10 protein-coding genes are annotated in these 13,681 nt (G+C 47.4%); 4 read left to right on the top strand and 6 right to left on the bottom strand.

Translation table 11 applies throughout. The features are described from left to right. The first annotated feature begins 86 nt into the window (after positions 1-86). The 3 genes from WH43_RS12380 to WH43_RS12370 are packed head-to-tail and all read left to right on the top strand — an operon-like array spanning position 87 to position 4,719. Positions 87-1,331 carry an MksB family condensin complex protein gene (locus tag WH43_RS12380; RefSeq protein ID WP_053424907.1) on the top strand — a complete coding sequence of 415 codons (1,245 nt, stop codon included), beginning with the start codon at positions 87-89 and terminating at the stop codon, positions 1,329-1,331. Continuing rightward, the gene (locus tag WH43_RS12375; RefSeq protein ID WP_053424906.1) at positions 1,332-1,880 is read left to right on the top strand and encodes a condensin complex protein MksE; all 549 of its coding nucleotides are present in this window, start codon (positions 1,332-1,334) and stop codon (positions 1,878-1,880) included. Further along, positions 1,873-4,719 (top strand): Mks condensin complex protein MksF, encoded by a 2,847-nt coding sequence (locus WH43_RS12370; RefSeq protein WP_053424905.1) that lies wholly within the window; start codon positions 1,873-1,875, stop codon positions 4,717-4,719. The genes WH43_RS12375 and WH43_RS12370 overlap by 8 nt, the downstream gene beginning before the upstream one ends. Positions 4,720-4,785: 66 nt before the next feature. Here the strand turns inward: WH43_RS12370 and WH43_RS12365 are convergent, their stop codons facing one another. Next, positions 4,786-5,463 (bottom strand): response regulator transcription factor, encoded by a 678-nt coding sequence (locus WH43_RS12365; RefSeq protein WP_053424904.1) that lies wholly within the window; start codon positions 5,461-5,463, stop codon positions 4,786-4,788. Beyond that, on the bottom strand, positions 5,451-7,046 hold the full coding sequence (locus WH43_RS12360; RefSeq protein WP_053424903.1) for a sensor histidine kinase: 1,596 nt from the start codon (positions 7,044-7,046) through the stop codon (positions 5,451-5,453). Before WH43_RS12360 ends, WH43_RS12365 begins: the two co-directional genes overlap by 13 nt. 183 nt (positions 7,047-7,229) lie before the next feature. On the opposite strand from WH43_RS12360, the gene WH43_RS12355 reads away from it, so the two are divergent. Continuing rightward, positions 7,230-7,778, top strand: a complete 549-nt coding sequence (locus WH43_RS12355) for a metal-independent carbonic anhydrase family protein (protein ID WP_152342843.1) — start codon at positions 7,230-7,232, stop codon at positions 7,776-7,778. 21 nt (positions 7,779-7,799) lie between these two features. On the opposite strand, the gene WH43_RS12350 is transcribed toward WH43_RS12355, so the two are convergent. The 4 genes from WH43_RS12350 to WH43_RS12335 form a co-directional block, all read right to left on the bottom strand. Further along, positions 7,800-8,543, bottom strand: a complete 744-nt coding sequence (locus WH43_RS12350; RefSeq protein ID WP_053424902.1) for a 3'-5' exonuclease — start codon at positions 8,541-8,543, stop codon at positions 7,800-7,802. 10 nt (positions 8,544-8,553) lie between these two features. Then, complete coding sequence (locus tag WH43_RS12345) at positions 8,554-10,419, bottom strand: DUF294 nucleotidyltransferase-like domain-containing protein (protein WP_053424901.1); 1,866 nt, start codon at positions 10,417-10,419, stop codon at positions 8,554-8,556. A 54-nt stretch (positions 10,420-10,473) separates the two neighbouring features. Continuing rightward, positions 10,474-12,102: a BCCT family transporter gene (locus WH43_RS12340; protein ID WP_053424900.1), complete on the bottom strand. Its 1,629-nt coding sequence runs from the start codon at positions 12,100-12,102 to the stop codon at positions 10,474-10,476. Between the two features lie 99 nt (positions 12,103-12,201). After that, on the bottom strand, positions 12,202-13,503 hold the full coding sequence (locus WH43_RS12335; RefSeq protein WP_053424899.1) for a putative porin: 1,302 nt from the start codon (positions 13,501-13,503) through the stop codon (positions 12,202-12,204). Positions 13,504-13,681: the final 178 nt, after the last annotated feature.

Here is a 13,681-nt window from a genome sequence, read left to right as displayed (position 1 = left end):
TATTCTACCAGTCCGCGCCAGATGCCACTACCCTACCAAAGTCACATTTGTGAAATATTTATGATCAGCATGAAAAGAAAGGACAAATGATAGCGCCACGTAAAATTATCCGCTGCTTAGATGAGCACTGGACTGTCATTGAGCAGTTGGTTGAACGAAGTATCAGCGGTAACTTCAGTTTTCAGGATGTACAGCATCTGATCCTGCGCCACAACAATGGCATGAGTAGTGAACAGGTGTTCCGTGAAGCACAACGTTTTTTGCAACTGGAAATTCTGATCCCGCTGGCTAAATCCAGTCAGTTGGAGCTAAATCGCTCCGTGCTGGAGTTTGCTCAGCAACTGATGCAGGAGCAGCAATTAGGCCTTGCGACCGATATTGAAAGCCGTATTCTGGAGCTGAAACGTTTATCCAAACGTATGCAGGAGGCTGCCCAAAGCCGTGATAGCAGTGAGCTGCGTCGTTTTTCCCGTGTCATGGACGAACGTATCCGTGAAGTACTAAAACATTTTGGCCAGAATGAAAGCGCCATTTTGTCTTTAGTAGAACGCGCCAAAGCAGATGAAGGCAAGTTGAGTTTAGCGCGGCGTTATGCTGCTGTGATGGATGCTTTTGATGACTACATCGATCCTGTTTTGGCATTGGTCGATATCAATGGCCCTTTCCAGCTTACCGTCTCAGCTGTTGAGGTTATGCTCAGCGAGTTGCTGCAAATTATCGAAGTCACAGGCACACTGAACACTGAAAAAGAAACACTCATTCAGCTGCGCACCCGATTGATTGAAATGAACCAGGTCGGCCGTGAAAGTTTAAGCCGCTGTGCTGACTTGCTGATGCCGCTTAGGGATGAGCTGCGCCGCAATACATTGCTGTCCCGTAACGCCAGTTTCTTATTAGGACAGATGCGTAAAAAAGGCATAGATCTGACGTTAGAACCTTTAGTACCAGCCATCAGCTCTGACAGCCAGCGTTTCTCTTTAGGCTCTGCTAATCAAATCACCAGCTATATGGCGGAGCTGTGTCAGTACGAACATGATGCTTATCAGCTACCGGAAGAAATTCTCAGCAATCACAGCATGCTGATGCAGGTACCTGAACTTAAAGACGTAGTGCACAAAGCTAAAACACTGAAAAAACTACCGGATTTAAGTCGCTGGCTGGCTGAGAGCTACCCTGAACTACCAGTGGATGAACTGCTTTTCCTGTATCAGGAGCTTTCACGCTCAGATGAGCTGACGTTAGAACACAGCGAACACCACACAGAATTGACACTCAATGGCTACAAGCTGACCTTACATCCTTTTCAAAGCAGCGAAGCCGGGACTTTATAAATGCAATTAAATTTAGATGAACTGACCCAACTGGCTGAAATCAGCAAAAAGCTGTCGAACGGTTACCATATCAGCGAACAGGATTTTGCCTTATGGCAGGAACTGGATCTGCAGGAAGACTCCTATACCGCCTTGTTTGGCGCTTTAGGCAATACATTAAAACGCGACAGTCGTGGTTTCTTTTATTTTGAAGTCGACGACGCCACCGCCAGCATGGGTAAAATTTCCCGTCTGTTTGCGTTGACCTTATTTGCTTTGGTCGAGTTTTATGCCGACAAAGGTCAGGACCCGTTGCGCGCCTTGTTTGAACATGAAATCACCACAGAAATCTGGGGCCAGTTGCTGCAGCAGCAATACCACTTATTCGAACAATTGGAAATATTCTCAGTCACCGACATGAAACGTGAAATTGCCAACCGCTTATTACGTTATGGCCTGGCACGGCCAAGCGGCGATCAGATCAAATTATTATCCCCTGTGTATCGTTATTTAGATGCGTTAATGGATGTGGATCACAGCGCAGTCACAGAGGAGAACGCAGATGTCTGAGCAACAAAAACAAGAACTATATGGCTTAACCAAACTGGCGCTACTGAATACAGCGGGCTACGCCAAATGTGTGATCCCGCTGGATGATTCATCCTCTATTTGCGCCCCGAATAATACGGGTAAAAGTTCGGTGATTAACGCCCTGCAGTTCCCACTGATTAACGATTTGCGTTTAACAGAATGGGACGGCCACGACTTAGACGAAACCCGTAAGTTTTATTTCGGCACTGACCAAAGCTACATACTGCTCGAAGCCAATTTGCCAGACGGCCCTGTCGTCATTGGTGTAGCAGGCCGCGGTAAAATTGCAGGTTATGCGTTTCAGTATTTTTGCTACAAAGGCAAACTGGACTTAAACCATTATTTAGATGGCAAAAGTTATGTGCGTTACAACAAGCTGGACCATCATTTACGCAGCTTAGGTTTTGATCCTATTGAATTAAAACAGTCTGAACTCAATGCTATGCTGACGGGTGGCGCTACGCCTTTTGACAGTCGCATTAACCTTCGGATGATCCCACTGGCTAACGTGTCGGATGCGCCCGTCTACAAAGACATTTTCCGTCGCATTCTAAACCTGCACCGCTTAACAGCGCAGGATGTCAAACGGCTGTTATTGCCTGTCTTTGCCCGGCATTTAGGCGACCCTAAGGTCGATTTTTATCAGGTCTGGCACAACGCCTTTGAAAAGGTCAATAAAGACAGACGTGAACTTAAAGCCTTGGAAAACCAGCAGGAAGCCGTCACAGCCCTTGAAAGCCTGCTCGACAACCGCTCAGTATTAAAAGGTCGTTTAGCGACTTATGCCCCTAAGCTGGATGTGGCTTTAACTGAATTTCATAGCTACTTTGACGATCAGCAAGAGCTTCTGAACGAGCAGTTGACTGGTCTTTTGGCTGAGAAAAGCCAACTGGAAGAACGTCAACGTTTGTATGTTGGCCAAATTAAAGAACTGTCAGGTCGTCAGCAGCAACTGCAACAGTGGTTTGGCGAATTTGATGCGTTGCATCAAAAATTCAGCTTAAGTAATGAAGCCACTTTGCAGACCAATTTAAGCAATATCCGCGCTGCCTACGAGCAGTTAAGTCATAGCTTACAAGGCGCCAGCCAGGTCAATGCCACCACTTTGGCGCATCAGAAAAGCCAAAGTGCCAAACAGCTGCAAAGCTTAAAGCTACAGCTGAAGAACCTCGAATTTAACCTGTACTCCCGCTTACGCGAAGATTTAAGCTTGCCGGAAGTTCAGCAAATCACCCGCATTTTAAACCCGGATTTGTTGTCGCTATCCACCACAGGTGGCGGTGATATTGAAATTCTGGACGATGCGTTGTTTTCAGAGCAGCTGGAAAAAATCGCCGATTGCTTTAAACAAGGCAAACTGCATTTACCTGGTGTAGTGATAGACCTGCATCACCTGCAACCTGTTGAGCAAAACAGTTTAGAGAACAAAATCCAGCTAAAAGAGCAAATTGATGCACTGCAGCAAACTTTACATACGCTGGAGCAGCAGCTAGCTGTTGCTGGCGATTTGGCCGGTAAAACCCGCGAAAAAGACCGTTTGTATCAGGATCTATTACAAGCTGAAGAAGACATCAAAAAGTTTGGCCGCTACCAGCAAATGCTGGACATCAGTGACGAGCAACAGGCGCTGCAATCAGAGCTTGAAATTGAAGAAGACAAGCTGCAGGAACAGTTGGCTGAAGTACAGCACAAGGCCTCTACCCTGTCCGACCGTCGCAACTTAGTTTCTAATAAGCAGGAACAAATTAAGCGTCAGGCGGAGCGAATTGAGCAGGAGAAAAAAGAGCGTATCGACTTCCAGCTCGATTTCTACTCTGGCAAAGTAACGCCTTATCCTATTGAAGTGACTCTGGATTTTGACAACTTAGCCGACGTATTACGCGACTTTAATAAGCAGTGTAATGAGCTGAAACTGATTGATGTGAATATCAAAAATACCTACTTGTTTATATTTAACGCCGGTATTACCAAGTTTGAAGTCGAGACGGACGAAGAGCTGAAGTTCCAGAAACTTATCAGCGCTTTCCATCACCTGGACAAGGAGCGCGAAGCCATTGAACGTCGTGCCCGGGTTGCGCTGACTGAAGTCGCCTCCACACTCAAAGGCTTACGCGATGACTTAAACCGTCTGCACCGGGAGCTGAATAGCTTTAACCGCGGCATCTGGCGTCATCAGATTTCCAACTTACAGGATTTTAAAATTGAAATTGTTGACCGCGCTTTATTGGTTGGCCATATCGACACTATCCTGACCACCTCAGAAGCCTACCAGCAAGGCGATACACTGGATTTATTAGCGCCAAACGCCAGTAGCAACGAACGTGAAGTGCAGGCTGCGAAAGACTATTTAATTCAGGCGGCCAGCGAAAAAGGGGGTTTAACTTTATCGGACTTGTTTGATATCCGTTTTAAAGTAATAAACCGCGCCGGTGAAGTGGAGTTTTTCGACAAAATTGACTCGGCGGGCTCCAACGGTACCCGTATTACCATCAAGTTATTGTGCGGTATGTTATTTATCCGCCAGTTGCTGGCTGAACGCGAACGCGGTAAATACCGTATTCCAATTTATATCGACGAAGCAGCCGATATTGACCCACATAACCAGCAGGCCCTGATTGAAACCGCACTGAACTTTGGTTTTGTGCCAATTTTCGCTTCGGTAAAACCTCAGACTTCGTGCCGCTATATAGTGCCTATCCGTACTGTAGCTGGTGGCGCGCAAAACTGGGTCGATGAAAAAGACTGGATTTTATGTGAAAAAATTCCGGTAGCGGGTGAAATTGAACAACAAGTTTCGACAGAAACAGAACCTGCCTGATCCTAAACACAACTTCAGCTCAGCCGTTTTAGCATAGAAAGCGGTTGAGCTGATAGTCAGATGACGTCAGCTTTCGTCTGATAAATAGTACCCTATGCCTCTTAACGTTCTGATATAACTTTGGCCAAAAGGCTCATCGACTTTTTTTCGTAAACGCCTGACATAAACATCCACCACGTTAGTCAACGGGTCTTCATTAATACCCCATACCGTTGAAAGCACCCGCTCGCGACTAAATACTTTTTGTGGACTGGACATCAGTAGCTCGAGCACAGCCAGCTCTTTGGCGGTCAGCTGCAGTAGTTGGCCTTGTCGTCTGGCCTGCATAGAATCCAAATCTAATTCCAAATCACCTACTGTCAGTTGGCGCCGAACCGCAGCAAAAGGATTACGTTTAGATAACGCCTCAATCCTTGCTAATAATTCTTCAAAAGCAAAAGGTTTCACCAGGTAGTCATCAGCCCCAGCTTTTAAACCATCCACCCTGTCAGAGACTTCAGCCAAAGCCGATAACATCAGTACCTTTACCGATAACTGTTGGGAACGTATTAACCGACAGATTTGTAAACCATCCATTTTGGGCAGCATCCGATCCAGAACAACCAACTGTGGTTGTTGCGCCAGTAATGCAGGTAAAGCCTCACTGCCATCGCCAACCCAATCGACAAAATAACCTTCGGCTTTCAGTCCCCTGATCAGAAAGTCTGCCACTTTTTTTTCATCTTCCACGATCAGGATATGCATGCGTTGTCCTCTTCAACTAAAGGTAAAATAATTCTGACACAAGTACCTTGTTGATCATCACTGCTCACTGTCAGCTCTGCATGCTGGCTTTGTACTAAGGTCTGACACAATGATAAACCTATCCCCAGTCCGTCAGGTCTGAGCTGGCGGGCATTATCTGCTCTGAAATAGCGGTCAAATACATGAGGTAAATCACCAGGCAAAATACCTATACCATGGTCCTGCACCCGAATAACACATTGCTCTGCCACTACAACACTTAATTCAACCTGCTGCCCTGTACTGCTGTACCGCACTGCATTGTCGAGGATAATTTGTAATGCCTGCAGCAACTTATCCAGATCAAGCCACAACAACGCTGTGGCTGCGTTAGCAGGCAATTCTGCACACTGGATCTGCACTGACTGACTAGCAGACAACTGCCGGGCTAATACAGTGATCTGTTGCCATAACTCGCCAAGGGTCAGAGTCCGGGGCCGCAACTGTAGTTGTTGTGCACCTCGCACCAGCATCAGTAGATCATCAATACGACTGGACAACTGCACACTGGTTTGAGCGATGCGCAGCAAGCTGTCCTTGTAAAAATCAGCGGTTTTATCAGCGCCACGCAGACTAATTTCGGCTTCCCCCCGAATCGCTGTCGCAGGAGTACGCAACTCATGACTAACATCAGCCAAAAAACGTTGCTGTTGCTGTTCTGCATGCTGTAACTGTTCAAGTGCGTGTCGCAATTGAGCCGTGCGCTCTGCGACCTCAAGCTCCACTCTGCGGGTATGATCTTCTTCTTGTTGTCTGGCCCGCTCCAAACCTGTAGCCATCAGATTAAAGCTTCGGGCAAGCATGCTGAACTCAGCCGGTCCCTGCTCTGGCAAACGGTAATTTAGTTGGCCATCAGCCAGAGCTGAAGTGCCTGTCAGTAACTGCTGCACTGGCTGATACAAAGCTCTGGATAACACAAGTGCAAGACTGACAGCACAAGCCACGCCAAACAAAGACACAACCACGACCAGAACTTTGACCTGTTGCAATGCTGTTGCCGCTTTTTCTTCGGCTTGCTCTGAGCGCTGGCGTTGTAATTCAATAGAGTCAGCAATCAGATGCTTCAAGTCCAGCCCTTCCAGATTATCGAAAGTTTGGATCAACAACCGCCATATTTGCGCTTCGCGCTCGGGTCGGACTTGTTTATTCTTTAAACTTTGTTCCAAAGCTGCGACGTTCGTCTCAAGAATAGACAGGGACTTTAGCTGCTGGCTTATAGCAGCAAAGTCATCCGGATGTTCCGACAACCGCTGATCATGCTGCAACAAGGTATTTAAATCAGCCAGACTTTGCTGCATTTGCCCAAGGTATTGATCCCGTTGCTCTACAGTGCTGTCTTTCGTTAGCAACGACTGGGCCAGCCAGACTTTAAGCCGCTGCTTGTCAGCTCCAAGTGTAATAAATTCAGCCAACATCTGATTGGCTACCCGACTGCGCTCTACATGATAACTGGCCACACCGGAAGCCCATATCGCAAGGCCTGCCTGCACCAAGGTGATTGCCAGCAACAAAAAAAACGCAAGATACAGTTTACTTCGAAACACAACCCCTCCGGTTCCATGCTCATTGATGCAAACAGAGTAATGCAAGTTAGAGCTAAAGACTGCTTTGTTCATCTGTTTTTAATCTTCAGTGCAGGCAAACTTCATGGTAGATGCAGCAAATTACTCTGTTGACTGGCAGATACTGAACCCAGACCAATGATTGAATACAGCAAGGAAAAAAATATGAACCTTAAAATAACCAGCATACTTGGACTGACTTTTGTAGCCTGGTACGCTCCACTGGCTTATGCCAACACAGCCATCACGGAAGCCGAATTAAAGGCGGCTCAGGACGCCTGGGGGCAAGCACTGATCCAGATCAGCTCTGATTACGAAAAATCCGGACTTGAAAAAGCAAAAATTACCGCAAAAACTGTGCTGGACACGGCTTATGGTTACAACATCACTCCTGTGTTATTTAAGCCAACCCTGGCCACAGGTAGACAAACTTTCCGTACCACTTATCAGGGAGCACTAGCCTATTTTGTTGGCGATGACAAAAACTTTCCTGCAGACACAGGTTTTGCACTCAAAGGCTGGACAGCCTATGACTATAAAAACGCCGCGGTTTATATCAATGGTGATATGGCGTTAACCACGGGTCATGTGATGCTGACGGATAAAAATGGCAAAGTCACTACGGTAGATAAAAGCTGGGGCTTTAAAAAAGATGCAGATGGTAAATTACGCATAGTACTGCACCACTCTTCTTTGCCTTATCAACCTCAGTAGCACCAACAGGTTAGAACGGCATCAACTCCAGAGTTTGCCCACTGGAGTTGATGCCGAAAGATGCCGTGCCACCTGAGCCTGAAATAATTCAGCACAGCCCATGGCGTCTGTCACCGCATGATGAGGTTGATAAGCAGGTAGCTGATAACGCCGCCGGCAGTCTGCGAGTCTTAATGATGGCTTAGCTTGTGCTGTCATACTTCGCCACCTGCCTTTTAATCCAGACTGTGTAAAACCCCGTTCTAACGCCAATGTATCAATCATTGGAAATACGACACCTTCTTTTATCCGGCTCATTAATCCATGATACAAAAAAGCGCGCTCTATAGGCAGATGATGCACCAGCACCACTTTTCCGGCTAACGCCTGCAATAAAGGTTCAATATACTGCTCTAGATCAGGTGCCTGCGCTATGACGCTATCGGTAATACCGTGCACTATCACCGAACTGTCTTTGAGCTGTATTCTGGGTTTGACCAGATAACTTTGCGCCTTGCTGCTCTGAATTCTCTCTAACGTCAGCGGCACCAAGCCTATACTAACAATGCCGTCACGCACCGGGTCCAGGCCTGTGGTTTCAAAATCCAGAGCAACAAAAGAGAGCTCCTGCAACGCAGTACCAGCAGCTACAGCGCCAGCCTGATAAAAAGCCCTTAATCTGGCATCCTTGGCGGATAACTCCAATTGTTGCATGGTTTTTTGCCAGTTTTTGCTTAGCAGTTGCAGTGGATCTGTGGTTAGTTCCTGCTTTTTCAGATAAAACATGACACCTCTGTTACTGTCGCCCGCCGGCGTAGCGAAACTTCAGAAACTTTTGCGCGTAGCTTAGAATCTGAAAGGCTTCTTTTAAGGTCTTACGCTCAAATGCAGAGAGTTCTTCAGGTTTAACTTTGTTATCCGCCACTCTGCCCGCTTGTATCGCTTTGGCTTGTTGACGAATTCGTACCATAGCTATCAGCTCCAGCGCATCTAGCAAGTCATCCGCCCTGCCCTTAGGTAATATGCCCGCCGCTTTGACTGCCAACAATCGCTCGTAGGTATTAGTGGCAGTGCAGCCAATAGATAATGCATGCACTCGGACCAGGTCGGCCAAAGGTGCTGTGCCTCTGCGCTTAATGTCCAGTGAGTTATTTTGCTGGCCATCATTTTCCAGCACAAAATCCTTAAAGAAACCTAAAGGTGGCGTCCGGCTGATGGCATTTCTGGCCATACAGGCTAAAAAATCCGGATTGGCTTTGACCTGGCGTCTGATTTGTTGATTTAGTTGATCGCCCCAGTGCACCTGGCCCCAGACCCCTTCTAAGTCAAAAAATATACCGCTGTTGAGCAATCGCTGCGCATCAGGTTGTTCAATCCAGTCGGTGAAATACTGCTGCCAGACCCGCAGCGGCTGTCGCCATTGACTGTTGGTCGCCATAATATCGCCGCTGCAGTAGCTGTAACCACAAGCGGCTAAACCATCACAAACAAACTGCGCCAACGCAGCAAAATAATCCTGATGTAGCTCTGGGTCATAGTCATTGTGCAGCACTAAGGCGTTGTCCTGATCCGTCACTATCAGCTGTTCATCCCGTGCCATAGAGCCCAACGCCAGAAAACAATAAGGCACAGGAGGTGGTCCCAATTGTTGCTCTGCCAGCTCCAGTAAACGTTGTTTAAAACTACGGCCCGTCACCGCCATAGCAGCACCAATCATTCTGGAGTTGGCATCTTCATTGACCATACGGACAAAACAGGAGGCTAATTCAGTGCTCAGGCTTTGTAGCTCAGCCACGGTCTGCTGGCGGAAAATACTACTGACAATATAGAGGCTGTTTTGTGACTCATAGCGGATCACATCGGCGATAGTGATAATGCCAAGTACCTTGCCGCCAGCCAATACAGGTAAATGATGCACATTGTGGCGCAGCATCACTAACATGGCCTCAAACACAAACTGGTTTGATTCAATACACACCAGTTCTGTCGTCATGATGACGGATACAGGTTGCTGATAATCCAATCCTACAGCTATCAGTCTGTTGCGTAGATCACGGTCTGTGACTATGCCGACCAAAGCCGCATCCGCAGAGTCATCGGAGACAATCAACAAAGACGATACAGATTCTTGCTGCATCAACTGGGCAGCCTGCTGCACTGTGGCATCTGCGGCTAAAGTCACAGCAGGCCTGCTAATTAACTGCCGCACCTCAGAGCTCATTAAATCATTACTGCTTTTGTCGGCTAAGACCCCGCCTTTTTTCCGTTGGGTGTCGCCTATCTCGACATAGTCGGCAAAGACTTCATCGGATTGATACAGCAGGTCAAAACACTCAGCGGGAATAAAATAGATCAGGCTATCTTCGATAGCTGTCGCAGGGAAAATCACGCTTTTATCACGCAGCAAACCTTGCTCTGCAAAAATACCGCCTTCACTGAGTCTGTTGTACAACACGCCATTGCGTCTGTAAGTTTCAACGGCACCACTACGAACCAGATGCAAAGCTTGCAGCGGCTCACCAAAACGCAAAATAGGCGTACCGGCTTTAAAATAGCCAATATCCACCTGCATCGCAGTGTGCTGCAATAAATCATCCGACAACTCTTTAAAAGGGCTAAAGCGTTTTAAAAAATTCAGGATCTCTACTTGTTCTATTTGCATCCGCTTGCCTTAAAACTTCAATGGGGAGGCTAAGCCCTCCCCCTTCTTGAGTTGTTAACCACGAGGTTCTGATCTCAGCCCTATCACAACAGACACACAAGAGGCTAATAACACCAAAGCAAAAGGAAAGCCGGTCGATACCGCCATGGCTTGTAAGGCCACTAAACCGCCTCCCAGCACCAGTGCGATAGCGACCAGTCCTTCGAAGGTACACCAGAACACGCGCTGAGCCACAGGCACGTCGACTTTCCCTCCTGCCGCTATGGTATCGATCACCAGCGAACCAGAATCAGAGGAGGTGACAAAAAACACCACCACCAGCACTATGGCAATAAAGGAGGTGATATTAGCCAGCGGCAACGCCTGCAGCATCTGGAACAATTGCAGTGGCAATTCAGCCGAAGCAGCAGCCTGATAACTATCCTGTACTAGTTGATGGATAGCGGTAGAACCAAACACAGTCATCCACAGCACACAAGCAAAGGAAGGCACCAGCAGCACTGAAATTAAAAACTCACGCACAGTACGGCCTCTGGATACACGGGCAATAAACATGCCGACAAAAGGCGACCAGCTGATCCACCAAGCCCAATAAAAGGCCGTCCAGCCTTGCAAGAAGTTGGTATCTTCGCGTCCGACCGGGTTGGCAAGCGCAGGTAAATGCTGCAAATAAGCACCCAGATTATCCAGTACGCCACTTAGAATCACTAGCGTTGGCCCAAGCACAATCACCGCCAGCAATAACAAAGCAGCCAGTGCCATATTGATTTCAGATAAACGTTTTACACCCGCATCCAGCCCTGCTACCACGGAGACTAACGCAATCAGCGTAATCACCACCACCAGCACTATCTGCGTGGTCTGGCCTTCTGGCACACCAAACAACAAGTGCAAACCGGCAGCAGCCTGAGCAGAACCTAAACCCAGAGACGTAGCCAAACCAAATAAGGTGGCAAATACCGCAAGAATATCAATGCAATGGCCCGGCCAGCCCCAAACTCTTTCCCCTAACAAAGGATAAAACACCGACCTGATGGTCAGTGGCAAACCTTTATTAAAAGAAAATAGTGCCAAGCCTAGGGCAAGAATGGCGTAAATAGCCCATGGATGTAGCGCCCAGTGGTAAATAGTAGCTGCCATACCCAAACGTGCCGCTTCGACCGAGTCGCCGGTAGCACCAGCAAGTGGCGCCCAGTCGGTGCGGCTGCCATTTTCCAGTACAGGCCCGCTTAACGCGCTGCTAAAATGCGACAAAGGTTCTGACACGCCATAAAACATCAGCCCTATGCCCATACCGGCGGCAAATAGCATCGAAAACCAGCCGAGATAGCTGTAATCAGGTTTGGCTTTTGTTCCTCCCAGCCGGACTTTGCCCAAAGGCGACACAATTAGCGCCAGACAAAGCAGCACAAAAATATTAGCCGCACTGATAAAAAACCAGTCCAGATTGCTGGTCAGCCAGCCACGCATGGCAGAAAATACCGGGGCTGTCTGGTTTTGGAATAACAAGGTAATAATGACAAAAGCCACAATGCTCAGGCCTGAAATCAAAAATACTCTGTTATGAATATCCAGACCAAAGGGGCCAAGTTTTACCAGTATATTGTCTTGCCCGACCTGGTAGTCGGTGTCGATGGCATTCACCTTGCCATCAGGGATCATTGGATCTTTTTGTTCGTTCATTCTGTACCTGCTGTAGTTTTAGTGTTCGCCTACACTGCTCCCCTTTTGAGTGAACAGTTATTGCGGGCTTCGCGGTTAAAATGTCAGGAAAAAGACCGGCTAAAAGTAATAGCCAATATTGATATTAAAACGTTGTTCCTCCTCCACACTGTCGCCGGCCATACTGCCGCCGACAAAAGGCTGGTTGCGGGCATGCACATAATCGATGTAGGTAAAAAGTGAACCTGCTGCAAGAGAAAAACCAGTGACATTCATCAAAGTAGTGCGGCTTTGATCGGATTTGTCATACACCAAACTGTAGTTGTTATAAAACTGCACATCAGTCACAGGGCCCCATTGCACTGGCAAATCGTAAGCCAGATTGACTGTAGCTGATTTTGCTTCTGCTGCTATAGAGTCATAAAAACCATAAGCCCCTACAGCAATGCGCTCTATACCATCCAGATCATACTGATATTGGCTATGTTGCAGTTGTAGCTGCCAGCGCTGATAACGGCTATTCAGATGTAAGGCATAGGCTTGGGAATCACCGGCATTACGCACACCATCGTGCAGCTTGCCGGACAAGACGGAAAAACCAAGTTCAGTAGTTAACTGACCTTGCGTCAGGTGATAACCAAAACGACTGACCAGGGTATTGGTTTCAGCAAGCGCCTGAATAGGTTCGCCGTAAATATCTTCGGCCGCTCCGCGAGCGCCCACTATATCGTAGGAATAGCGGTCGGTTTTATCTGAGACATAACCATCTATGCCACCGAGTTCATCATTTTTGAAAAAGCCGATATCCAATTGCCACTGATCAGAAAGCTGGCGTTTAAACAGCAGGCCCAAATCGTGGTCGTCTTCTAAACCCAGGTAATAATTGCTGCTAAAAAAGTAGTTATTGGAGTTGTAAGGCCAGTTGCCAAAAGGCACCTGTGTAATCCCCAACTGGGCTTGCCACAGCTCGTCCAGTTGATAAGCCACATAAGCTTTTTTTACGGCTGTCATGTAATCAAAAAAACGGATTTCGGCATTTAAGCTGACATCCCCGACTGTGCCACGAAAATCCAAGCGCAGCAGGTCGAAGTCAAAATCACCACCGCGGTTTTTATTGCCTTCATCATAGGAGGTGTAACTGAAATTGGTGCGTACTGCGCCACCCACCTCAATACCATCTGCCGCTGTTTCAGCGTCCGGTTTTTCAGCTTCGGCTGCTGCTATGTTTTGCTGATCGTTGTCTTCAGCTTCTTGTTCAGACTTTTTGGCTAAACGGCTTTCCAAAGCCTCAACCTGAAGTTTCAGTTGTTGTAGTTGTGTCGCTAAGTCCTGCTGCTCTGCAGTATTTAAACTATCCGTTGCATACACAATAGAAGGACAGGCCGCTGCAATAGACAGAGCCAGAAGTGTGGGCTTAACCATTGAATAACCTTTGGTAAGTAGTGAGAAGAAATACCTAAGTACCAGCAACAGCGGAGTTGACTAAGCTGTTGTGTCTGTCCAGGACAAACATTACTTTGGGTATAGAACGCTTATCTAGGGTAACGCAGCACAAAGCTCAGGCCAAATTTGAACAGGAAAAACGGGATAAATGGGGAAC

Origin of the sequence: Rheinheimera sp. KL1 (assembly GCF_001275035.1) — a bacterium.
GTDB lineage: Bacteria > Pseudomonadota > Gammaproteobacteria > Enterobacterales > Alteromonadaceae > Pararheinheimera > Pararheinheimera tangshanensis.
This window is presented reverse-complemented; position numbering and strand designations above follow the sequence as displayed.